This window comes from Paraburkholderia metrosideri (assembly GCF_904848625.1).
Classification (GTDB): Bacteria; Pseudomonadota; Gammaproteobacteria; order Burkholderiales; family Burkholderiaceae; genus Paraburkholderia; species Paraburkholderia metrosideri.
In genome coordinates this window covers 167,827-190,932 of sequence record NZ_CAJHCP010000004.1, presented here as the reverse complement: position 1 = coordinate 190,932, position 23,106 = coordinate 167,827, and the positions used below count along the sequence as shown (strand labels likewise).

Genomic DNA, 23,106 nt, shown 5'->3' with positions numbered 1-23,106 from the left:
ATGCGAATCAAGCGGTACCTGCCATAGCCACCCGCCGTGGAGTTGATGATGCAAGCAAAGAACGAAGAAGCCGTCACGCACCTGCTGAACGATGTCGTCGAATTTGCGCGTGGGCGGTTGCCTGAGCCGACCTTCAACGTCGTTGAACCCTTTCTGCGGCACTACTACGATTTCGTCGATGCCGACGATCTGCAAAGCCGCTCCATCGCCGACCTCTACGGCGCGGCGCTCGCGCACTGGCAAACCGCGCAGCGCTTCGTGGCTGGCGCTCAACGGTTGCGTGTCTATAACCCGATCCTCGAACAGCATGGCTGGCATTCCGATCACACGGTGATCGAGATCGTCAACGACGACATGCCGTTTCTGGTCGATTCCGTTTCGATGGCGGTGAACGGGCAGGGGCTCGCGCTGCATTCGGTCGTGCACCCCGTGTTCCGCATCTGGCGCGGCGCGGATGGCAGCATCGAGCGCGTGAGCCAGGGCGCGGAAGAAGCCGCCGACACGCGTTCGCATCTGACGTCGTTTATCCATTTCGAAGTCGATCGTTGCGGCGACGCCGCGAAGCTCGACGCGCTGCGCGACGGTATCGCGAAGGTGCTGGGCGACGTGCGTGCAGCGGTCGAGGACTGGCCGAAGATCGTCGAACTCGCGCGCACCACCAGCAAGAACATGAAGGCCGGCGACGCTGGCGCAGACGGCGTGGAAGCCCGCGCATTTCTCGACTGGATGGTGGCCGATCACTTCACCTTTCTCGGCCAGCGCGACTACGATCTGGTGCAGCACGATGGCGGGTACGGTTTGCGCGCGGTGCCGGGTTCCGGGCTCGGCATTTTGCGCGACGCGTTGCGGCCTGTCGGCAGCACTGAACTCACCGCGCTGCCGCCTGCCGCTGCGGAAGTGATTGCGAGTGTGTCGCCGATTTTTCTGACCAAGGCGAATGCGCGTGCCACCGTGCACCGTCCGGGCTATCTCGACTATGTCGGCATCAAGCTGACCGGCGCGGACGGCAAGGTGAGCGGCGAGCGGCGCTTCATCGGGCTGTATACGTCGACTGCGTATTTCGTGTCGGCGGTGGAAATTCCGATCGTGCGGCGCAAATGCGCAAATATCGTGAGACGGGCCGGTTTCCTGCCAAAAGGTCATTTGGCGAAATCGCTGGTGACGGTGCTGGAAACCTATCCGCGCGATGAACTCTTTCAGGCCGACGAAGACCAGCTTTATGAAATCGCGCTTGGCGTATTGCGTTTGCAGGAGCATCAGCGCACCCGGTTATTCGTGCGGCGCGATCGTTTTGGACGCTTCGTGTCGTGTCTGGTGTTCGTACCGCGTGACAAGTACAACACCGATTTACGGCAACGGATTGCCAATCTTCTCACCGACGCATTCAACGGAGAAAGCGTCGAGTTCACGCCGTTATTGTCGGAATCGACCCTCGCGCGCATTCACTTCGTCGTTCATGCAAAGCCGGGCGGCATACCCCATGTCGACACCCGCGAACTCGAAGCAAGGCTCGTGCAGGTCGCGCGCCGCTGGCAGGACGATCTCGCCGATGCATTGCTCGATGCGTACGGAGAAGAGCAGGGTAATCGCCTGTTGCAGCACTACGGCGATTCGTTTCCGGCGGGATATCGCGACGATTATCCGGCCCGCACGGCGGTGCGCGATATCGAACTGATCGAACGCGTGCAGGGCAGTGAACGGCTTGCCATGAACCTGTATCGTCCGATCGAATCGGGGCCGCGCGCGTTCCGCTTCAAGGTGTATCGCACGGGTTCGCCGATCGCGTTGTCGCGCAGCTTGCCGATGCTCGAACATCTCGGCGTGCGCGTCGATGAAGAACGGCCCTATCTGATCGAAGCACTGGACGCGACGCCTGCCTGGATTCACGACTTCGGCCTCGAACTCGCGGACGATGCCGAGTTCGATATAGAGCGTGTCAAAGATCTCTTTGAAGAAGCCTTCGAGCAGGTATGGACCGGCACGATTGAAAGCGACGATTTCAATCGCCTTGTACTGCGTGCGCAATTGAATGCGCGCGAGGTGACGATATTGCGCGCGTATGCGAAGTATTTGCGTCAGGTGGGATCGACGTTCAGCGATGCGTATATCGAGCGTGCCGTAACCGGTAATCCGGCCATTGCACGGATGCTGGTCGAACTGTTCATCGCGCGCTTCGATCCGGTGTTCGGCGACACCCGCGAAGCGCGCGTCGACGGCTGGTTGCACACCATCGACAGCGCACTCGATCAGGTGCCGAACCTGGACGAGGACCGCATACTGCGGCAGTTTCTCGGCGTCATCAAGGCAACGAAACGCACGAACTACTATCGCTACGATGCGGACGGTCATCCGAAGCCATATCTGTCATTCAAGTTCGATCCCGCCAACGTGCCCGGTTTGCCCGAGCCTAAACCGATGTTCGAGATATGGGTGTACTCGCCGCGCGTGGAAGGCGTGCATCTGCGGGGCGGACGTGTGGCGCGTGGCGGACTGCGCTGGTCGGATCGGCGTGAAGACTTCCGCACGGAAGTACTCGGCCTGATGAAAGCGCAGATGGTGAAGAATGTGGTGATCGTGCCGGTCGGCTCGAAGGGCGGCTTCGTCGTGAAGAATCCGCCGCCGCAAAGCGAGCGCGATGCGTGGATACGCGAAGGCGTCGCGTGTTATCAGACCTTCCTGCGCGGCCTGCTCGATTTGACCGATAACCTCGCCGGCACGGCCGTCGTGCCGCCGCCCGACGTGGTGCGCCACGATCCCGACGACCCGTATCTCGTGGTCGCCGCCGACAAGGGCACGGCCACCTTCTCCGACTATGCGAACGCGATCTCGCAGGAATATGGCTTCTGGCTGGACGACGCGTTTGCATCGGGCGGTTCGGTCGGCTACGACCACAAGAAAATGGCGATTACCGCGCGCGGCGCCTGGGAGTCGGTCAAACGGCATTTCCGCGAGATGGGCGTCGATACGCAGACCATGGACTTCACGGTAGTCGGCGTAGGCGATATGTCGGGCGACGTGTTTGGTAATGGCATGCTGCTGTCGCCCCACATCAAACTGGTGGCGGCATTCGATCACCGGCATATTTTTCTCGACCCGAATCCCGATCCCGCGGTCAGTCTCGCCGAACGCGGGCGGCTGTTTATTCTCGACCGGTCCAGTTGGGCCGATTACGATCCGTCGTTGATCTCGGCGGGCGGCGGCGTATTTCCGCGCAGCGCCAAGACGATTCCGTTGTCGCCGGCGGTGCAGGCGGTACTCGGCAGCAACGCTGCCGCGCTGTCGCCGGCCGAGTTGATGCGGGCGATTTTTCAGGCACCGGTCGATCTGCTTTATAACGGCGGCATTGGCACCTATGTCAAGGCGAGCCGCGAAACGCATCTGCAGGTGGGCGATCGGGCGAATGACGCGATTCGCGTCAACGGTGCCGACCTGCGCTGCAAGGTGGTGGCAGAAGGCGGCAATCTTGGTCTGACTCAACTCGGGCGCATTGAATTCGCGCAGCGCGGCGGGCGCATCAATACCGATGCAATCGATAACTCCGCCGGCGTCGATTGCTCGGACCATGAAGTGAACATCAAGATCCTGCTAGGGCTGGTCGTCTCCGATGGCGAGATGACCTCCAAGCAGCGCAATGTGCTGCTCGCGGAAATGACCGACGAAGTAGGGCTGCTGGTCTTGCAGGACAACTATTACCAGACCCAGGCGCTGTCGATTGCGGGCCGTTATGGCGTTGAATTGCTCGATGCCGAAACGCGGCTGATGCGCTATCTCGAACGCGCAGGGCGTTTGAACCGCGTGATCGAATTTCTCCCGACCGATGAAGAAGTTGCCGAACGTCAGGCGGCCAGGCAAGGCTTGACGACGCCCGAGCGGGCGGTGCTGCTGGCGTATAGCAAGATGTGGCTGTACGACGCCCTGCTCGAATCGTCGATGCCGGAAGACCCGCTGGTCAGCGACATGCTGGTCGAGTATTTTCCGAAGCCGCTGCGGCAGCGCTTCAGCGAACCGATGCAGCGTCACCCGTTGCGCCGCGAAATTCTCGCGACGCATTTGACGAATGCGCTGGTCAATCGCGTCGGTTGCGAGTTCGTGCATCGGCTGATGGAGGAAACCGATGCACAGCCCGGCGACATCGTGCGCGCCTGCATCATGGCGCGCGACGTGTTCGATCTGGACGACGTCTGGCGCAGTATCGACGCGCTCGACAATCGCGTCGCCGACGATGTGCAGGCCCGCATGTTCGTCGAAGTCGCGCGGCTGGTCGAACGTTCGGCGCTGTGGTTCCTGCGGCAATTGCAGTCGGGTGCGGTCGGTGACGACGTGCCAGCTTTGCTCGCGCGTTGCCGCGACGCTGCGCAACGCCTCGCGCCGCAATGGCCCGCGCTTCTGCCGGCCGCCGATCTCGAAGCGCTATCGGAGCGGCAGCGCGTGTTCGTCGACGCAGGCGTGGACAGCGAACTGGCTGTGCGGATTGCGAGCGGCGAGATATCGGCGGCATTGCTCGATATTGCGGAAGTGGCGTCGACGTGTCGCCGCAGTCTGGAACTCGTGGCAGGCGTGTATTTCGAGCTTGGCACGCTGCTGAACTACAGCTGGATCAGCGAACGCGCGGCGGCATTGCCGGCGCCTACGCATTGGGACATGCTGGCGCGCGCGTCGGCGCTGGCCGAACTCGCGCGGCTGAAACGCGCGTTGACGACGAGCGCATTGGCCCATGCCGACGATGCATCGACACCCGATACGCTGGTGCAAGCGTGGCGCGATAAACGGGGCGCGCAACTCGAACGCTATGCGCGATTGCTGGCTGATTTGCGGGCCACCGGCGGGGCGAGTCTGTCGATGCTGCTGGTGATCGTGCGGGAGATGGCGGCGCTCGAGAGAGCGTGACGGGAGATCGCAGGCGGCGCCAAGGGAACAGTTGAGCGACAACAGGTGTGCGGTGCGAACAACGGCCCGGTTGGACGCATCGCATTCGGCGTGTCCATAATACGGACTCTTGTCCACCGAAAGCACTTTGCAAACTCACGGATAACCTCCCGACGATGAAAGAAGAATCGCCGAAAGCCATTTTTTATGCGCTCGCCGCCAACCTCGGTATCGCCATCTGCAAGTTCGCGGCGGCGGCCTTCACGGGCTCCGGTTCGATGTTCGCAGAAGCCATTCACTCGACCGCCGATTGCGGTAATCAACTGCTGCTGCTTTTCGGTTTGCGCGAGGCGCGCAAGCCGGCAAGCCCGCTGCATCCCATGGGTAGTGGGCGCGAGATCAACTTTTATTCGCTGCTGGTCGCGTTGCTGCTGTTCTTTGTCGGCGGCGCGTTTTCCGTGTATGAGGGCGTGCATCGGCTGTTTGCGCGCGAGCCGTTGCAGTATGCGTTTGTGGCGCTAGCCGTGCTCGGCGTTTCTGTGGTGCTCGAATCGCTTTCGCTGTGGGGCGCCATCAAGGAAATTCGCAAGACTCATCCAGATAAAAGTATGTGGCGCTGGTTTCGCGAAACGCGCGAGTCCGACCTGCTGGTGGTGGCGGGCGAAGATATCGCCGCGTTAGCAGGTCTTGCGATCGCGTTCGTCGCGGTGCTGCTCACGATGATCACCGGCAATCCCGTGTATGACGCGCTCGGCTCGGTTGGCGTGGGCATTCTGCTGATGCTGATCGCGTGGCTGGTGGCGCGTGAAGTGAAGTCGATGATTGTCGGCGAATCGGCAAGCCCGGAAGTGCGCGCCGAAATCGAAGCGCATTTGCGTGCACGGGTCGAGATTCGCGGCATTATCAATATGATTACGCTGCAATGGGGGCGACACGTGGTGGTGGCCGTTCAGGCCGAGATGATCGATTACGCGAGCGGCCGTGCGATGGTCGATGCGATCAATGTGATCGAAGCCGATTTGCAGGCTGCGTTTCCGCAGGTTCGGTGGGTCTTTTTCGAGCCGGACGTGCCGCGCGGTTGAGTGGGCGGTTTTTTTATTGAGGTTGAGATTGAGGTTGAGCGGATGCCGATAGTGGCCTTCGCTCAACCTCACTGACTCATTCGTGGTCGCGGCCGCTTGCTTATTTGAAGCCGGTCACTGCATGCGGCACGTACAGCTCTTCCAGCTTGCGAATTTCTTCATCGCTCAGCGTCAGCGAAAGCGCCGCGACCGCATCGTCCAGATGATGGAGCTTGGTCGCCCCGACGATCGGCGACGTAATCGGCTTCTTCTGCAATACCCACGCCAGTGCGACTTGCGCGCGCGGCACGCCACGTTCCTTCGCAATCTCGCTGACCCGTTCCACGATCTGCCGATCGGCGTCTTCCGTATGCGCGTACAGCGTGCGGCCGAATTCATCGGTTTCGGAGCGCGCGCTTTCGGTGTTCCAGTCGCGCGTCAAACGCCCGCGAGCGAGCGGACTCCACGGAATCACGCCGATCCCTTCGCTTTCGCACAGCGGCAGCATTTCGCGCTCTTCCTCGCGGTACAACAGGTTCACATAATTCTGCATGGTGACGAAGCGCGTCCAGCCATTGCGCTCGGCGACGTGCAGCGCCTTGGAGAACTGCCACGCGTACATCGACGATGCGCCAATATAACGGGCCTTGCCGGCGCGCACGACATCGTGCAGAGCTTCCATTGTTTCTTCAATCGGCGTGGTGTAGTCCCAGCGATGGATCTGGTACAGGTCGACGTAATCGGTGCCGAGACGCCGCAGGCTGTGATCGATTTCCGACATGATCGCTTTGCGTGACAGGCCTGCGCCGTTCGGCCCTCCATGCATGCGGCCGTGCACCTTGGTGGCCAGCACGATCTCGTCGCGCTTCGCAAAGTCTTTCAATGCGCGGCCGACAATCTCTTCGCTGGTGCCGTCCGAATAGACATTGGCGGTGTCGAAGAAGTTGATGCCGTGATCGAGCGCCTGCTTGATGAAGGGGCGCGAGGCTTCATCGTCGAGTGACCAGGGATGCGTGCCGCGCGACGGCAGACCGTAACTCATGCAGCCGAGACAAAGACGCGATACATCGAGGCCAGTGCGGCCGAGTTTCACATAGTCCATCGTGATGCTCCTGTTGTGAACTGCACAAAGGCGGTGCGTGCCGCGAACTTTCGATTATAGGGAAACGAGCCGAATCGCGTTGCGACGGGGGCATTGGCGTGACCGTGCGATTCGCATGAAAAATGGCAATCGGTGCACAACGTAGTGGCAAATAAATTCTTCGCACCTATACTTCTTTCGGTTTGAAAGCAGCCCGCTATCCCAAACTGCATCAAAAGCAAAAGAGGAAGATCATGATGCTGACTCGCTCACTCGGCGCGCTCTGCGCCACTGCACTCGCAGCTTGCGCGGCTTTTTCGTCTGGGCCGGCCAACGCGGACGACGACGCTGTCTCGCATGGCCACGGAGATTCGCACGGGCAACCCGTCAAGGTGATGATTATTTCGATGTTCGGCCCGGAGGGGCAAGTGTGGCTCGACCGCCTCGGGCCATGGCGCGATATTGCGGTGGACGGCCTCTCGCCGGATTATCCGACCGTACACTGCAACAAGCAGGAAATCTGCGTGATGACCACAGGCATGGGTCACGCGAACGCTGCTGCATCGATCATGGCGCTGACGTTCTCACCGGTTTTCGATTTGCGGCACACGTACTTTATGGTGGCAGGGATTGCGGGGATCGATCCGCAGCAGGGCACGGTGGGTTCGGCGGCGTGGGCAAAGTATCTGGTCGACTTTGGAATTCAGTGGGAGATAGACGGCCGCGAGATTCCGTCGAACTGGAATACCGGCTATCTGGGAATCAATACCACGAGTCCCGCAGACAAACCCCCACTCGACTATCGCACCGAAGTGTTCCAGTTGAACACGCGTCTCGCCGATACCGCCTTTGCGTTATCTCACAGCGTGACATTATCGGACGATGCACAAGCGCAGGCCGCGCGGGCCAAGTACTCGTATGCACCAGCTAACCGGCCGCCAACAGTGATTCAATGCGACACGCTGGCGGGCGATACATGGTGGTCGGGCACCTTGCTGGGACAGCGCGCGCGCGACTGGACGAAGATCCTGACGGACGGCAAGGGCGTTTATTGCACGACACAGCAGGAAGACAATGCCACTTACGAAGCGCTTAAGCGTGCGGCATCAGTGCATAAAGTCGATTTGAATCGTGTTGCCGTGCTGCGCGCGGGTTCCGATTTCGACCGGCCTTACGAAGGACAAACCAGCGCGGACAATCTGCTCAACTACGCTGCGCAAGGCGGCTTTACGATTGCCATCGAGAACCTGTTCCGCACCGGCAATCCGCTGGTGCAGGACATTGCCACGCATTGGGGCGAGTGGCGTGAAGGTGTGCCACAACACTAATCACCATGCGATAACAGCGCTCCATGAAACGAATGTGCCCGCAGAACAATCCTGCGGGCACAGACAAAACAAACGTCACCGCTTAGTGTTGCGGCGCGCGGTACGGCGTCCATACCGGGGTATCGGAATCCCAGTTATCCAGTTCGGATGGCGTCATGATGTGCTCCTTTTTGAAGAGTGCATGAACGGCGCCGCAATGATTATTTCTTTTGGAAACCGAATCATCGTGGTGTCGTCGCTTTACTGCTCGTTATTGACCGTTGGCAACGCGTGTCACATCACCCGCAGTCCCTTCCTGCAAAGCGATACGTGCTGCTTGCGTTTGACCGATCAGGCCTTTGTTCGGATACGTCGTGCGATTCAGCGAAGGTAGCGAGCCGTCGCGATAGGCTTCGACCAGTTCGGCTTTAACTTCGGTGCGTGTCTTTGCAGTCGTGGTGGGCGTAGGGGCCGTTTCGTAACTGCCCGCACGACCGATTCCGCCGCCGCCTTGCGCAAACACCGGTGCGCTGACGAGCAGCGAAAGAGCCAGACCAGCTAAGAGATTGCGTTTCATGATTCACTCCTGTCGATTCGTTTGCAGCACGTGGAATGCTGCGACAGGGTGAAATGTAGACTTTGACGCTAATTGGATAAATCGCCGTTTCGCGAAATGAATTGTCGCGATTCCAGAACAATCGCGGGAATAGCCTTTAAAACAGGGGAAACCGCGGCATTAGCGCCGCGGTTGGAATTCACTGTTCCAGATTCTGTGCTTCTATTTTCACACGCCTCACGACATTCACGCGTTTATGCAACCCACTCGGTAATTACCGGCGTATCCAGCATTGGAGCGGACTCGCGCTCTTCGAAAGTACGCTTCGTGCAGGTAGCGTCGAGACTGCCACGTCCGCTCAACAACGGGCAGCGGTCGAACAGCTCCGCGATCCAGTCTACGAAAACACGGACTTTCGGCGACAGATGGCGACTGTGCGGATAGACGGCCGAAATCGGCATAGGCAGCGGTTTCAGTTCGGGCAACACCTCGATCAGCTGGCCTGAACGAAGATGCGGCAGCACCATGAAGAGCGCTGGCTGGATCAGGCCGAAGCCTTCCACGCCGCACGTCACGTAGGCGTCCGCGTCGTTCACCGACACGATGCCCTTCATCTTCACCTCAACTTCCTTGCCATCAACCATGAAGGCCCAATCGATCGTGCGTCCGGTGCGGCTCGAGAAGTAATTGACCGCCTTGTGGTTCTCCAGGTCTTCGAGCGAAGTGGGTATGCCCGCACGTTCGATGTAGTCCGGCGCCGCACAGGTCACGCCTTCGAACAGGCCGATACGCCGCGCGACCAGCGAAGAATCCTGCAACGCGCCAACCCGCACGACGCAGTCCACGCCTTCCTGCAACAGATCGACGGGCCGGTCCGATAAGCCGAGCTGCAGGTCGATATCCGGATAGCGCGTGTGAAATTCACTCAGCGAAGGGATGACCAGCAGCCGGCCAATCGACCCCGGCATGTCGATCCGCAGCTTGCCGTGCGGTTTTTTATTGCCGCTCTGAAAACTGGCTTCGGTTTCTTCGACGTCCGCGAGGATTCGTACGCAGCGTTCGTAATAGGCGGCGCCGTCGGGCGTCAGCGACAAACGCCGCGTGGTTCGGTGCATCAGACGCGTGCCGAGGAACGCTTCGAGGTTCTGAATGATCGTGGTAACCGACGCGCGCGGCAGGTCGAGCGTCTCCGCGGCGCGGGTAAAGCTATTGGTGTCGACGACACGTGTGAACACTTGCATGGCCTGAAGCCGGTCCATTGCAAACCTCCAGAAAGGGGCGGGCGCAGCTGGCGGAAAGAGAATCCGCAGAGCAATCACGTTCGATTGTTCAGAGGCGCCGAATTGTGATGACGGATTATAGGCATTTATTTAAGGCTCTGCCGAACCCACAATTCGCAGCATTGAAGTTCTATGCGCATTGCGCGGCTCGACATGGATGCATTTAAACCGCCGTACTCCTTTGTGCCCACGGATAGTGGGCCGTCAGAGGCTGACAACACGGCTCTCGACGTCACTGACGTGCAGATAGACGGGCACGCGCAGGACATTACGTTGCGTTTGTACCGGCAGGCAAAGAAAACCGCACTGCCTGTACTGCTTTATTTTCACGGCGGCGGTTTTACCAAGGGCTCGATCGATCAGGCCGACTACGCCGCACGTTATTTCGCAGAGCACTTACCGGCGCTAGTCGTGTCGGTGGGCTATTCGCTCGCACCTCAGTTTCCGTTTCCCGCCGCGCCGGAAGACGCGCATCGCGCAGCACTCTGGGTGCAGACGCGGGCCCGCGCATTTGGCGGCAATAGCAGGAAGGTTGGCGTGGCTGGCCACGATGCGGGCGGCCAACTGGCGAACTGCCTGGCTTTTATCGCCCGCGATCGTGGCGACGTGAGGATTTCCGCGCAGGCGTTATTCGGCCCGATGCTCGATCCAAGCCTCACCCGGCTGGGCGACGAAAAGCGTTTGGGTTCGGACATCACCGCAAAAGAGTGCGCGGCGTGTTATCGCGCGTATCTGCCGCAAGCGTCGCAGCGAATGCACCCGTATGCCGCGCCGCTCGAGTCGGCGCGTCTTGCGGGGCTGCCCGCCACGCTAATCGCGACAGCGCAAAACGACGTGCTGCATGTGGAAGCAGAGAAATACGCCAGCAGTCTGATCGACGCGGGGGTGCTGACCCAGGTGGTCCGCTATCCGAGCGTGTCGCACGCTGCGCTGGCCGATCATCCACCCGCTTTGCAGGAAGCGGTGCGCTTTTTTCAGTGGCGCTTCGACGCGCGCGCCCATCGCTGAAACCCAAATAAACAGAAATTCAATCAACGATACGTGGAGCTTGTCATGACTATCCTTCCTCTTTCCCGTCGCCGTGTGGCGATTGCCGCGCTAGCCGTCGTCGTCGTCGCCGGGCTGGGTACGTTCGGCGCGATTCGCGTGGATGCGAGCTCGCCTGCCGCGCCGACCATCGTGCCGGAAGTCGATGTCGCAACCGTGGTGCAGAAAACCATTACGGACTGGCAGAGTTATTCGGGCCGTCTCGAAGCAGTCGAAAAGGTAGACGTCCGTTCTCAGGTGCCGGGCACGATCGTGTCCGTCAACTTCAGGGACGGTGCGCTGGTGAAGAAGGGCGACACGCTGTTCGTGATCGATCCGCGCCCGTATGCGGCCGAGGTGGATCGCGCCGAAGCACAACTCGCGGCCGCGCAGGCGCGTACCGGTTATACCCAAAGCGACTGGGAACGCGCGCAACGGTTGATCGCGGATAACGCGATTGCCAAGCGCGATTACGACGAGAAGCAGAACGCCGCGCGCGAGGCGAGCGCCAACCTGAAGGCCGCGCAAGCCGCGCTCGAAACCGCACGCATCAATCTCGGCTATACGAAGATTGTCGCGCCGGTCGCGGGCCGCGTGTCGCGCGCGGAAATCACGGTTGGCAACGTAGTGTCGGCGGGGGCAAGTTCGACGCCGTTGACCACGCTCGTGTCGGTTTCGCCAATCTACGCATCGTTCGACGCGGACGAACAAACGTATCTGCAATACCTGAGTCGCGCGAAAGACGGCAGCAAGGTGCCGGTCGAACTCGGTCTCGCGGACGAAAGCGGCTACTCGCGCACCGGCACGATCGAATCGGTCGATAACCGTCTCGATACGTCGTCGGGCACGATCCGGGTGCGCGCGCGTTTCGATAACGAAGACGGTGCACTGATTCCCGGTCTGTATGCACGGGTGAAAGTGGGCGGCAGCGCGCCGCATGCAGCATTGCTGATCGACGACGCGGCGGTGGGCACCGATCAGGACAAGAAGTTCGTGCTGGTGGTCGATCAGAGCAATCACGTCGTCTATCGCGAGGTGGCCGTGGGTGACATGCAAGGCAATCTTCGTGTGGTGAAGGGCGGGCTGAAAGCCACGGACCGGATCGTCGTCAACGGTATTCAGCGCGTGCGCCCGGGTGACCCGGTACGCGCGCACATGGTGCCGATGACGGCCGACCAGGATCCGGACAGCACGCCGCTCGCGCAGACCCAGCCGCAGACCCCAGCTCAGGCCAAGTCTCCCGCCCCAGCGCCGCAGCAAACGCCGCCCCAGACCGCGACGCAAACGCAGTCGCGCACCAAGGCAGCGGTCAAGAATTCGTGAGCCCCGTGCGCCGCGGTTTCATCGCGCGGCGCATGCTCCAACGTTAAGAGCTTCCCATGAACATATCCAAATTCTTCATCGATCGGCCGATCTTTGCCGGCGTATTGTCGGTATTGATCCTGCTCGGGGGCATCATTTCGCTCTTCAAGCTGCCTATCTCGGAGTACCCGGAAGTCGTGCCGCCTTCGGTGGTCGTGCATGCGCAGTATCCGGGTGCGAATCCGAAAGTGATTGCGGAAGCTGTCGCGTCGCCGCTCGAAGAGCAGATCAATGGCGTCGAGAACATGCTGTACATGCAGTCGCAAGCGAATAGCGACGGCAATCTCACGCTCACGGTGACTTTCAAGCTCGGCACGAACCCCGACCTCGCGACGCAGCTCGTGCAGAACCGCGTCAACCAGGCGCTGCCGCGTTTACCGGAAGACGTGCAGCGGCTCGGCGTGACGACCATCAAAAGCTCGCCTACGCTGACGATGGTGGTCCACCTGATCTCGCCGAATAACCGCTACGACATGACATATCTGCGCAATTACGCGTTGCTGAACGTCAAGGACCGGCTCGCGCGGATTCAGGGCGTCGGCGAAGTGCAGTTGTGGGGTTCGGGCGATTACGCCATGCGCGTGTGGCTCGATCCGCAGAAAGTCGCACAGCGCAATCTGACTGCAACGGAAGTGGTCAATGCGATCCGCGAGCAGAATATTCAGGTGGCGGCCGGTGTAATCGGCGGATCGCCTTCGGTGCCGGGCACGCAGTTGCAGTTGTCGGTAAATGCGCGCGGCCGTCTGAAAACCGAGGGCGAATTCGGCGACATCGTCGTCAAGACGGCACCCGATGGTGCGGTGACTTACCTGCGTGACATTGCACGGGTTGAACTGGCAGCGTCGGAATATGGTCTGCGTTCGTTGCTCGACAATAAGCCTGCGGTCGCGCTCGCGATTAACCAGGCGCCCGGTGCGAACTCGCTGGCGATTTCCGATCAGGTACGTCAGGCGATGAAGGAACTGTCGGAAGACATGCCTGCAGGCGTCGAATACCGCATCGTTTATGACCCGACGCAATTCGTGCGCTCCAGTATCGAAGCGGTCGTGCATACGCTGCTCGAAGCCATCGCGCTGGTCGTGATCGTCGTGATCGTGTTCCTGCAAACCTGGCGCGCGTCGATCATTCCATTGATTGCAGTGCCGGTGTCGATTGTCGGGACGTTCTCGCTGCTGCTTGCATTCGGCTTTTCGATTAACGCGTTGTCACTGTTCGGCATGGTGCTCGCCATCGGGATCGTGGTGGACGACGCGATCGTGGTGGTGGAGAACGTCGAGCGAAATATCGAAAACGGACTGAGTGCGCGCGACGCGACGTACAAGGCAATGCAGGAAGTGAGTGGACCGATCATCGCGATTGCGCTGACGCTGGTCGCCGTGTTCGTGCCGCTCGCGTTCATGACGGGTCTGACGGGCCAGTTCTACAAGCAGTTCGCGATGACCATCGCGATCTCGACGGTGATCTCGGCATTCAATTCGCTGACCTTGTCGCCCGCATTGTCCGCACTGCTGCTGCGCGGCCATGGCGCGAAGGAAGACATCGTGACGCGTGCGATGAATCGCGTGCTCGGCGGCTTCTTCAAGCGCTTTAACAAGGTGTTTCATCGCGGCTCCCAAGCTTATGGGCGCGGCGTAACCGGCGTATTGCGTCGCAAAGGCGCGATGCTCGCGGTCTACGCAATCCTGCTCGGCGCAACGGTGCTGATGTCGCGTCTCGTGCCGGGTGGCTTCGTGCCGGCGCAGGACAAGGAGTATCTGATTGCCTTCGCGCAGTTGCCGAATGGCGCAACGCTCGATCGTACCGAGAAGGTGATTCGCGACATGAGCGCGATCGCGTTGAAGCAACCTGGTGTGGAAAGCGCGGTGGAGTTTCCGGGCTTGTCGGTGAACGGCTTTACGAATAGTTCGAGCGCGGGCGTGGTATTCGTCAAGCTCAAGCCGTTCGCGGATCGTCATGGCAAGGCGCTGTCGGCGGGTGCGATTGCGGGCGCGTTGAATCAGCAATTCGGCGCGATCAAGGATTCATTCGTTGCAGTGTTTCCGCCGCCGCCGGTGCTCGGTCTCGGCACGCTCGGCGGTTTCAAGATGCAACTGGAGGATCACGGCGCGCTCGGTTACGCGGAGTTGAACAAGGCCGCCGAAGCATTCGTGAAGCGCGCGGCGCAAACCCCGGAACTCGGCCCGACCTTCTCCAGCTATCAGATCAACGTGCCGCAACTGAACGTCGATCTGGATCGTGTGAAGGCGAAGCAACTTGGCGTGCCGGTGACGGACGTGTTCGACACGATGCAGATTTACCTCGGCTCGCTATATGTGAACGACTTCAACCGCTTTGGCCGGGTGTACCAGGTGCGGGTGCAAGCGGATGCGCCGTTCCGTCAACGTGCGGACGACATCCTGCAACTGAAGACGCGCAACGCTGCGGGTGACATGGTGCCGTTGTCGTCGCTGGTCACGGTGACGCCAACCTATGGTCCGGAAATGGTGGTGCGATACAACGGCTACACCGCTGCGGATATCAACGGTGGACCCGCGCCGGGCTTTTCGTCGGGACAGGCACAGGCAGCAGCCGAACGGGTAGCGGCCGAAGTGTTGCCGCGTGGTGTGAAGCTCGAATGGACCGACCTGACGTATCAGCAGATTCTTGCTGGCAATGCAGGCATGTGGGTGTTCCCGATCAGCGTGCTGCTGGTGTTCCTCGTGCTCGCTGCGCTGTATGAAAGCCTGACGCTGCCGCTCGCGGTGATCCTGATCGTGCCGATGAGCGTGCTGTCTGCGCTGACCGGCGTGTGGCTGCTGGGTGGCGACAACAACATCTTTACGCAGATTGGTTTGATGGTGCTGGTGGGCTTGTCGGCGAAGAACGCGATCCTGATCGTCGAGTTCGCCCGTGAGCTGGAGCATGACGGGCACACGCCGCTGTCGGCGGCCATCGAGGCGAGTCGTCTGCGTTTGCGACCCATCCTGATGACGTCGATCGCGTTCATCATGGGTGTGGTGCCGTTGGTGTTGTCCAGTGGAGCGGGCTCGGAGATGCGTCACGCGATGGGGATCGCAGTGTTCTTCGGCATGCTCGGCGTCACGCTGTTCGGGCTGATGCTAACGCCTGTGTTCTATGTGGTGCTGCGCACGCTGGCCGGCGGGACGATTCATGTCGCGCAGAAGGATTCGCCGCACTATGGCGCGCCGGTGACGGACGCGTGAGGAGAAAACAATAATGCAACACTTTGAAACTCGCATTGAAGCCCTGAGCGGATGGGGCCGCGCGGCCACTAGCGCGTTGCTGGTTGCACTGCTGGCCGCGTGCTCGGTTGAGCCGACCTACAAGCGTCCGGACGTGGATACGCCGGTTGCGTTCAAGGAAGCACCGGCTGCATCGGCCACCTCGGTGGCGTCCGGACCTGCGGCGCAGGACAACGGCACGTGGAAGCAGGCGCAGCCCGCCGAAGATGCGCATCGTGGCGAATGGTGGGCGATTTTCGGCGACCCGCAACTCAACGCGCTGGAACAGCAGGCCGCCGCGGCAAACCAGGACCTGAAGGCGGCGGCAGCGCGCGTGCAGCAGGCGCGTGCAGTGACCCAGGCGGCGAAGTCGGACTGGTTCCCGAAGCTCGATGCGGGCTTCGGTCCGACGCGCGAGCGTGCTTCGGCGGCGTCGCAATTCCTGCCGGACAGCGCAGGGGGTACCACGGGCACGATCTGGCGTGCGCAAGTCGGCGCGTCGTATGAAACCGATCTGTTCGGACGGGTCAGCTCGAACGTGAATGCGTCGCGGGCAGACGAAGGGCAGAGCGAAGCGCTGTTCCGTTCAGTGCAACTGTCGTTGCAGGCCGACGTCGCGCAGAATTACTTCCAGTTGCGCGAGCTCGATACCGATCAGGACCTGTACCGCCGCACCGTTGCATTGCGCGAGGACACGCTGAAGCTCGTCGAACGTCGCTTCAAGGAAGGCGATATCAGCGAGCTGGATCTGGCGCGGGCCCGCAACGAACTCGCGAGTGCGCGTGCCGATGCGGTAGGCGTCGCGCGTCAACGCGCGGCCTCCGAACATAGTCTGGCGATTCTGCTCGGCAAGCCGCCAGCGGACTTCTCGTTTGCGGAAGCGCCGCTCTCGCCGGTAACGGTGAGTGTGCCGGCCGGTTTGCCTTCAGCGTTGCTCGAACGCCGGCCCGATATCTCGGCAGCGGAGCGCGCGATGCAGGCGGCGAATGCGCGGGTCGGTCTCGCGAAATCCGCATTCTTCCCGAAGCTCGATATCACCGGCGCGGCCGGCTTCGAATCGGCGACGCTCGGCGAACTGTTCATGTGGTCGAGCCGCGCGTTTATCCTCGGACCGTTTGCGGGCACGGCGTTGACGCTGCCTCTGTTCGACGGCGGCCGCCGCAAGGCCAACCTTGCACAAGCCCGTTCGAAGTATGACGAGGACGTCGCGCAGTATCGTCAGCAAGTATTGGTGGCGTTCCGCGAAGTCGAGGACAACCTGGCCGATCTGCGGCTGCTCGGCGACCAGATGCGCGAGCAGAACACAGCGGTGGACGCTTCGCAGCGCGCGGCCCATCTGTCGCGCACGCAGTATACGGAAGGCGCGGTCAGCTATCTGGATGTGATCGACGGCGAGCGGCAGGTGCTGCTGTCGCAATTGCAGGCGAGCCATTTGTCGGGCACGCAGGCGGTGGCGACGGTGAATCTGATTCGCGCGCTAGGCGGTGGTTGGGGTGATGTGCCGGCACCTGATGCGGCGGTTGGGGCGGTTGCGCCGGCTTCGGCCGTGCCGGTTGCTACGGCTCCGTCTGCGGCTGCTTCTGCTTTGGCTTCCGCCTCTGATTCGACCGCACAGGTCGCGTCGGCGCAGCAGGTGGCCAAGCGGTAAATGACCTCACCAGGCATTGACGGGTAACAGCGCCGGGCCGTGCAATTGCACCGCCCGGCGTTTTTTTGTCCAAATCGTTTTTCCCGCTTTCCTTCGGAATATCCGTTCGTAGACCGCTGGCGCGCCGCGCTCTATGATGAACCGCGCCTCACAGCAAAGAGGTGGCGACCTGTCCGGGCTTCCGCTGTCCACGCCGCCGTTCAACCCAATTCCTTATGTGGACATCGCATGAATGAACCCCGTCATGCCGACGCGCTATCGCCAACGCGTCAGGCATCCGGCGCGCCCGTGGTGCGCGATCTCGCCGGCTTACTCGATGCATTGCGCGCGAGCGCAGCGCAACGCGATCGCGAAGGCGGTCATGCCGCGCAGGAAAAACAGTGGATCGCCGACGCGGGGCTGCTCACGCTTGCCGTGCCGCGCGAATTCGGCGGCGCTGGCGCACGCTGGCCGGACATTTACGAGACGATCCGCAAGATCGCTCAGGTAGACAGCGCGCTCGCGCACCTGCTGGGCTTTACGTGCTTGCAGGTCGTCAGCATCAATGTGTGGGGTAACCCGGAACAACGCGCGCGCTATCTGAGCGACACAGTGGAAAAGCGCTGGTGGTGGGGCAATGCAGTGAATCCGCTCGACACGCGCCTGATTGCAACGGCAACCGATGACGGCGGTTATCTGCTCGACGGCCAAAAGGGCTTTTGTTCAGGCACGCGCGGCTCGCAGATGATGACGGTGTCCGCGCACGATCCCGCTACCGGCAAGCCGGTGTTCGGCGTGGTGCCGACGACACGCGAGGGCATCACCGTCCACGACGACTGGAACCCGATCGGCCAGCGGCAAACCGATAGTGGCAGCGTGTCGTTCGCGCGGGTCAGGGTCGAACCGCACGAGGTACTGCACAAGGCCGACACGCCGTACGCGAGTTTGCGCACGCTGATCTCGCAGCAGGTGCTGACCAACCTGTTCGTCGGCATCGCGCAGGGCGCACTCGAAGAAGCGCGCGCGTATGTCACGCAGCACGGTAGACCGTGGATCAGCTCCGGCGTCGACAAAGCCACCGACGATCCCTACCTGATCCAGCGGTTCGGCGAAATGCGTCTGCAGGCAGTGGGCGCCGAAGCCCTCGCTATACGCGCCGCTCAAATACTCGACGACGCGTGGCAGCAAGGCCCGTCGCTTTCCGCCGACGCACGCGCACACGTCGCGCTCGCTACCTCGGAGGCGAAAATCGTCGCGCATCGTGCCGCGCTCGATGTCAGCGAAAAGCTGTTCGACGCGTGTGGCGCGCGCGCGACGCACGCGCCGCTCGCACTCGATCGCTTCTGGCGCAACGCTCGCGTGCACACGCTGCACGACCCGCTCGACTATCGCGTGCGCGACGTCGGCCGCTATGCGCTGAACGGTACATTGCCGGAGGTTTCTTTGTACACTTGAGGCGGCTCGCGGCGGCCCCTTCGAGCGCCGCGTTTTATCCCCTTCGAGAGATCACCGGATTGCCGTTTAAATTACCGACTACCGCCACGGCGCCGTTTTGCCCTTCCGAGGTGCAAGGTTCGGTCGCCGTCCCGCAAGGCGCGCCGTTCTGGAAAAAGATCCTGCAATTCGCAGGGCCCGGGTTGCTGGTGTCGATCGGCTATATGGACCCCGGCAACTGGGCCACCGCGATCGAAGCCGGATCGCGTTACGGCTACAACCTGCTGTTCGTCGTGCTGCTGTCGAGTCTCGCAGCCATGGCGCTCCAATGTTTGAGCATGCGCCTGGGTATTGCCACCGGGCGCGACCTCGCGCAATTGTCCAGTTCGCGCTATTCGCCGCGGGTCGCGCGCTTTCAGTGGTTTCTGGCGGAACTGTCCATCGTGGCATGCGACCTGGCCGAAGTGCTCGGCGGTGCGCTCGCGTTCCATCTTCTGTTCAATTTCTCGTTGACCACCGGTGTGCTGCTGACCGCCTTCGATACGCTGATCGTGCTCGGCCTCAAGGGCAAGAATTTCCGCGATCTCGAAGCGATCATGCTTGGCCTGATCGCGACGATCGGCGTCGGATACATCGTCGAGTTGGTGATGGTGCAACCGCATTGGCCATCGGTCGCGCAAGGTTTGATTCCGTCGTGGCACGCGCTGAGTTCGCGTGAGCCGATGTACCTCGCGATCGGCATTCTGGGTGCCACGGTAATGCCGCATAACCTGTATCTGCATTCATCGATCGTGCAGACGCGGGCTGTGAAGCGCGATCCGGCCGGCATTCGCTCGGCGATCAGCCTGTCGCGAATCGACACGATCGCGTCACTGGTGCTCGCGCTGCTGATCAATATGGCGATCCTGATTCTCGCCGCCGCCGCCTTTCACGCAACCGGCCACACGCAGGTCACGCAGATCGAAGACGCGTACAAGCTCCTCGCGCCGATCGTCGGCACCGGCTTCGCGGCGGTGCTATTCGCGATCATGTTGCTGGCGTCGGGGCAAAGTTCGACCTTCACTGGCACGGTGGCGGGGCAGGTCATCATGGAGGGCTTTCTGAAGCTGAAAATTCCGTGCTGGCAGCGGCGCTTCATCACCCGGGCACTGGCGTTGATTCCCGCGCTGATCGGCGTGCAGATGATGGGCAACGGCGCGGTCGGCCGGTTGCTCGTCGCCAGTCAGGTGGTGTTGAGCCTGCAGTTGCCGTTCGCGCTCTATCCGCTGATCCGGATGACCAACGACCGCGCGTTGATGGGCGAGTTCGCGAACCGGCTGCCGACGCGGCTGCTCGCCTGGGTGCTGTTTGTCGCGATCAGCGCGGCGAATCTTTGGCTGGTGGTGCAGACGGTGGGTTTGGCGGGTTGATCCGAGGTCTGCCGTATCCGGTCTGAGCAAAAAAAAATCCGCGCAATGCGCGGATTTTCAGGCTTCGGTTCTGCTTCGACTTGGGCTGGACCTGCCCTCATCGAGTTAGGTCAATTCTATTCACGCCGCTTGCGCGATCTGCGCTGCTTCGAGCGCTTCCTGGCGAGCGGCGGCTGCCTTCTTGGTCTTGCCCGCACGCGATGGCGGCTGGCATGCGCCACACACCACGTTGTGCTGCAGATCGTGCTTGTGCGCGACGAACTTGCCCGTGCAACGGCAGCACTTGGTCAATTGCAGGATGTCGGCGTCGAAGAAACGCACCAACGTCCATGCACGCGTGAGGTCGAGCACCGGATCGCTCTCGCTGTGCTGGCAATGTTCCAGATACAGCCGATACCCTTTGGTCAGCGCATCAAGATGCGAGCAACGTGCTTCGTTCTTCAGGAACAGGTACGTGTTGTAGAACAACGATGCGTGGATGTTCGCCAGCCACGTCATATACCAGTCCGCCGAGAACGGCAGCATGCCTTTAGGCGGCGATACGCCCTTGACCTCGCGGTACAACCGAATCATGCGGTCGCGAGAAAGCGTCAGTTCGCTCTCGAGCACCTGCATGCGCGCGCCGAGTTCGATCAGCGCGATAGCACGGAATACATCCTGTGCGTCTTCCGTCAGACTACGTTTGAGCATCGCAGTCACCTCGATTAAGCAAACTGCTCAGCAGGCTGGCCTGCAAGCAGGATCGCCGCGTGAGTCGGTGCAACTGCGGTGTGCTTCGTCGTTTGCGTCAACGCCGACAACATTGAGTGGTCGTTGAAGCGGAAGAAGCACAAAAGCTGATCGGAAGAGGCCAGCTTGACGATTTGCGCGAGCGACAGCCCGGCAAGCAAGTCAGCCAGTTCCGACGACAAACCCAGGCGGAACATCCCGACCGGTTTGTCCTCACGCAACATACGTTGCGCAAGCATGATGTAAGACAAGTTAATCTCGCGGATTGAATCCAGCGTCTCGCTGCTACGGTCCATTTTCTGTGTTTCCGAAGCCCCGAATTACAAGTCGGCTTTTTTTTGCCGTTATCTCTTTTGTGCCTCGCCGGAAACGTTGCCCTCCGGCTACATGTCACCACCTGCTACAAGACGGCGACTTTTTGATACACAGCGTTACATTTCGTAACAGCTTGGGACGAATTGTATGAAGGGTAAAACAAGAAATCAATCCCTTCTCATAAAAATATCCCAAAAAGATACATCAATTTTCGGTAACTATTTCACGCCGCCGTAATAGATGATGCAAAGCGGGTTTTTTGCGCTGCACCGATTTCGGCTAATCCATGAAAACCCTTGTAATACGGGCGTTTAGCTTAATTGTCTGAGCAAAGAATTGCGGCGCGCGACACGTGAATAAATGTCGGTCGATTTAGAAAGGAGGGAGAGGGTGGCCTGAATACGCCGTAATAAATGCCGGTATTTGGTACCGTTTTGGGGGCGGATCAGAGATGTAACGAGGTGGTGCGGCCCCGGTTACAAACGGGACCGTCTTTGTAACTTCTTTGGTAAGGATTAGCAACCGGTCTGGCGGATGCGCTCCACTTCAAGGCCGAATGCCGGCCGCAGACGCGTGCCGAGTACGTTGCCGGCAAAAGCGGCGACCAGCCACAACCAGCCGTGCAGGCTGCCTGACACGATGCCGCTGAAGTAGGCGCCAATGTTACAACCATAAGCCAGGCGGGCTCCGTAGCCGAGCATCAGGCCGCCGACGACTGCCGCGATCAGTGAGCGGGCGGGCACTTTCCACACTGGCGCGTAGCGGCCTGCGAGCGCTGCCGCCGTCATTGCGCCCAGCACGATGCCGATATCCATCACCGAGGTGACGTCATGTGTAACAGGGGCGGCGAGGGAGCCCGCATTCGCGTGAGCGGCCCAGTACGGCCAGTTGGCTACGTCGATGCCCAGCGCGGCGAATATCTTGGCGCCCCACAGCGCGAACGCGGACGTCACGCCCCACGGACGGCCCGACAGCGCCAGCGTGGCGAAATTGAGTAGAACCAGCGCGACTGCGCCGGCCAGCAGCGGCCACGGCCCATGCAGCCATGGCGACGCGTGCGGCTGACGCAGCGGTTCATTGACTAGCCGCCCGTGCCGGCGGCGTTCGATCAGTACGGTCAGCGCCGCGATGGCGGCAAAGACGATCAGATTTAATACGATGGCCCAGCCGGCGCCGAGCGTAGTCACCATGGAAAGCGGCTTGAGCGACGGCAATGCGGTCCAGAACGGCATATGCGCGGTTGCGACGACCGAACCGATAATGAATGCGGCCAGCGTGACGATCATGCGGGTGCTGCCGCCACCGACGGTATAGAGCGTGCCGGACGCGCAACCGCCGCCCAGTTGCATGCCGATGCCGAACATGAAGGCGCCCACCAATACCGACGTGCCCGCCGGCGCAACCAGCCCGACGACCGGCTGGCCGAACAGCGTGCCGGCCGCGAGTGCCGGGAAGAACAGCAGCACGCCGAGGGAGAGCATCAGCATCTGCGCGCGCAGACCCGCGCCACGGCCATCGGCAATGAAAACCCGCCACGCCGACGTGAAGCCGAATGCCGCGTGATAAAGCGACATGCCCAGCAGCGCGCCGACGATATACAGCGCCGCCTGGCGGCCGCTCACGGTCTGTGCGAGATAAATAGCGCCGAGCGCAATGAGGACAAGCGCAGCGCCTAGCGGCTTCGGATTGATATCGAAGCGGCGCGGCACGCGCGGAAGCGAGGTGGAAAGGTCTGACATGATAGTTGACTGACAAGCGGGTGATCAAAGGCGGCTAGAGCGCGGCCGGGGGGCGGAGTTTGGGGTCGGCGAAAGGGAAACGCAATTGAAAAA

The 23,106-nt window shown here is 61.1% G+C and carries 15 protein-coding genes; 9 read left to right on the top strand and 6 right to left on the bottom strand.

What is annotated here, in order from left to right:
* Positions 1–48: 48 nt before the first annotated feature.
* Both LMG28727_RS09495 and LMG28727_RS09490 read left to right on the top strand, forming a co-directional pair.
* Positions 49–4,887: an NAD-glutamate dehydrogenase gene (locus LMG28727_RS09495; RefSeq protein WP_201642381.1), complete on the top strand. Its 4,839-nt coding sequence runs from the start codon at positions 49–51 to the stop codon at positions 4,885–4,887.
* Positions 4,888–5,042: 155 nt separating this feature from the next.
* Complete coding sequence (locus LMG28727_RS09490; RefSeq protein ID WP_201642047.1) at positions 5,043–5,948, top strand: cation diffusion facilitator family transporter; 906 nt, start codon at positions 5,043–5,045, stop codon at positions 5,946–5,948.
* 100 nt (positions 5,949–6,048) lie between these two features.
* On the opposite strand, the gene LMG28727_RS09485 is transcribed toward LMG28727_RS09490, so the two are convergent.
* On the bottom strand, positions 6,049–7,029 hold the full coding sequence (locus LMG28727_RS09485; protein WP_201642046.1) for an aldo/keto reductase: 981 nt from the start codon (positions 7,027–7,029) through the stop codon (positions 6,049–6,051).
* A gap of 236 nt (positions 7,030–7,265) precedes the next feature.
* On the opposite strand from LMG28727_RS09485, the gene LMG28727_RS09480 reads away from it, so the two are divergent.
* Positions 7,266–8,336 (top strand): purine-nucleoside phosphorylase, encoded by a 1,071-nt coding sequence (locus LMG28727_RS09480; protein WP_201642380.1) that lies wholly within the window; start codon positions 7,266–7,268, stop codon positions 8,334–8,336.
* A gap of 250 nt (positions 8,337–8,586) precedes the next feature.
* Here the strand turns inward: LMG28727_RS09480 and LMG28727_RS09475 are convergent, their stop codons facing one another.
* Together LMG28727_RS09475 and LMG28727_RS09470 are read right to left on the bottom strand one after the other, a co-directional pair.
* The gene (locus LMG28727_RS09475) at positions 8,587–8,892 is read right to left on the bottom strand and encodes a DUF4148 domain-containing protein (protein ID WP_201642045.1); all 306 of its coding nucleotides are present in this window, start codon (positions 8,890–8,892) and stop codon (positions 8,587–8,589) included.
* Positions 8,893–9,125: 233 nt separating this feature from the next.
* The gene (locus LMG28727_RS09470) at positions 9,126–10,130 is read right to left on the bottom strand and encodes a LysR family transcriptional regulator (RefSeq protein ID WP_201642044.1); all 1,005 of its coding nucleotides are present in this window, start codon (positions 10,128–10,130) and stop codon (positions 9,126–9,128) included.
* 174 nt (positions 10,131–10,304) lie between these two features.
* Here LMG28727_RS09470 and LMG28727_RS09465 point away from each other — a divergent pair, with 174 nt between their 5' ends.
* The 6 genes from LMG28727_RS09465 to LMG28727_RS09440 all read left to right on the top strand — a co-directional run bounded on the left by LMG28727_RS09465 (position 10,305) and on the right by LMG28727_RS09440 (position 20,230).
* Positions 10,305–11,159 carry an alpha/beta hydrolase gene (locus LMG28727_RS09465; RefSeq protein ID WP_201642043.1) on the top strand — a complete coding sequence of 285 codons (855 nt, stop codon included), beginning with the start codon at positions 10,305–10,307 and terminating at the stop codon, positions 11,157–11,159.
* Between the two features lie 45 nt (positions 11,160–11,204).
* The gene (locus LMG28727_RS09460) at positions 11,205–12,500 is read left to right on the top strand and encodes an efflux RND transporter periplasmic adaptor subunit (protein ID WP_201642042.1); all 1,296 of its coding nucleotides are present in this window, start codon (positions 11,205–11,207) and stop codon (positions 12,498–12,500) included.
* Between the two features lie 56 nt (positions 12,501–12,556).
* A complete protein-coding gene (locus LMG28727_RS09455; protein ID WP_201642041.1) occupies positions 12,557–15,742 on the top strand; it encodes an efflux RND transporter permease subunit in 3,186 nt (1,061 codons plus the stop codon).
* Positions 15,743–15,755: 13 nt separating this feature from the next.
* A complete protein-coding gene (locus LMG28727_RS09450; protein ID WP_201642040.1) occupies positions 15,756–17,408 on the top strand; it encodes an efflux transporter outer membrane subunit in 1,653 nt (550 codons plus the stop codon).
* Between the two features lie 228 nt (positions 17,409–17,636).
* The gene (locus LMG28727_RS09445) at positions 17,637–18,842 is read left to right on the top strand and encodes an acyl-CoA dehydrogenase family protein (RefSeq protein WP_201642039.1); all 1,206 of its coding nucleotides are present in this window, start codon (positions 17,637–17,639) and stop codon (positions 18,840–18,842) included.
* Positions 18,843–18,901: 59 nt separating this feature from the next.
* Positions 18,902–20,230 (top strand): Nramp family divalent metal transporter, encoded by a 1,329-nt coding sequence (locus LMG28727_RS09440; RefSeq protein WP_201642038.1) that lies wholly within the window; start codon positions 18,902–18,904, stop codon positions 20,228–20,230.
* Positions 20,231–20,350: 120 nt separating this feature from the next.
* On the opposite strand, the gene flhC is transcribed toward LMG28727_RS09440, so the two are convergent.
* The 3 genes from flhC to LMG28727_RS09425 all read right to left on the bottom strand — a co-directional run bounded on the left by flhC (position 20,351) and on the right by LMG28727_RS09425 (position 23,013).
* Positions 20,351–20,920 (bottom strand): flagellar transcriptional regulator FlhC, encoded by a 570-nt coding sequence (flhC, locus tag LMG28727_RS09435; RefSeq protein WP_201642037.1) that lies wholly within the window; start codon positions 20,918–20,920, stop codon positions 20,351–20,353.
* Positions 20,921–20,934: 14 nt separating this feature from the next.
* A complete protein-coding gene (flhD, locus tag LMG28727_RS09430) occupies positions 20,935–21,255 on the bottom strand; it encodes a flagellar transcriptional regulator FlhD (RefSeq protein WP_006052742.1) in 321 nt (106 codons plus the stop codon).
* A gap of 534 nt (positions 21,256–21,789) precedes the next feature.
* Entirely contained in the window at positions 21,790–23,013 is a 1,224-nt protein-coding gene (locus LMG28727_RS09425; RefSeq protein WP_201642036.1) for a YeeE/YedE family protein, read from the bottom strand.
* Positions 23,014–23,106: the final 93 nt, after the last annotated feature.

Excerpts from the sequence above, each read along its gene's own strand:
- LMG28727_RS09495 (WP_201642381.1), top strand. The coding sequence starts at position 49 with ATGCAAGCAAAGAACGAAGAAGCCGTCACGCACCTGCTGAACGATGTC.
- LMG28727_RS09490 (WP_201642047.1), top strand. The coding sequence starts at position 5,043 with ATGAAAGAAGAATCGCCGAAAGCCATTTTTTATGCGCTCGCCGCCAAC.
- LMG28727_RS09485 (WP_201642046.1), bottom strand. The coding sequence starts at position 7,029 with ATGGACTATGTGAAACTCGGCCGCACTGGCCTCGATGTATCGCGTCTT.
- LMG28727_RS09480 (WP_201642380.1), top strand. The coding sequence starts at position 7,266 with ATGCTGACTCGCTCACTCGGCGCGCTCTGCGCCACTGCACTCGCAGCT.
- LMG28727_RS09475 (WP_201642045.1), bottom strand. The coding sequence starts at position 8,892 with ATGAAACGCAATCTCTTAGCTGGTCTGGCTCTTTCGCTGCTCGTCAGC.
- LMG28727_RS09470 (WP_201642044.1), bottom strand. The coding sequence starts at position 10,130 with ATGGACCGGCTTCAGGCCATGCAAGTGTTCACACGTGTCGTCGACACC.
- LMG28727_RS09465 (WP_201642043.1), top strand. The coding sequence starts at position 10,305 with ATGGATGCATTTAAACCGCCGTACTCCTTTGTGCCCACGGATAGTGGG.
- LMG28727_RS09460 (WP_201642042.1), top strand. The coding sequence starts at position 11,205 with ATGACTATCCTTCCTCTTTCCCGTCGCCGTGTGGCGATTGCCGCGCTA.
- LMG28727_RS09455 (WP_201642041.1), top strand. The coding sequence starts at position 12,557 with ATGAACATATCCAAATTCTTCATCGATCGGCCGATCTTTGCCGGCGTA.
- LMG28727_RS09450 (WP_201642040.1), top strand. The coding sequence starts at position 15,756 with ATGCAACACTTTGAAACTCGCATTGAAGCCCTGAGCGGATGGGGCCGC.
- LMG28727_RS09445 (WP_201642039.1), top strand. The coding sequence starts at position 17,637 with ATGAATGAACCCCGTCATGCCGACGCGCTATCGCCAACGCGTCAGGCA.
- flhC (WP_201642037.1), bottom strand. The coding sequence starts at position 20,920 with ATGCTCAAACGTAGTCTGACGGAAGACGCACAGGATGTATTCCGTGCT.
- flhD (WP_006052742.1), bottom strand. The coding sequence starts at position 21,255 with ATGGACCGTAGCAGCGAGACGCTGGATTCAATCCGCGAGATTAACTTG.
- LMG28727_RS09425 (WP_201642036.1), bottom strand. The coding sequence starts at position 23,013 with ATGTCAGACCTTTCCACCTCGCTTCCGCGCGTGCCGCGCCGCTTCGAT.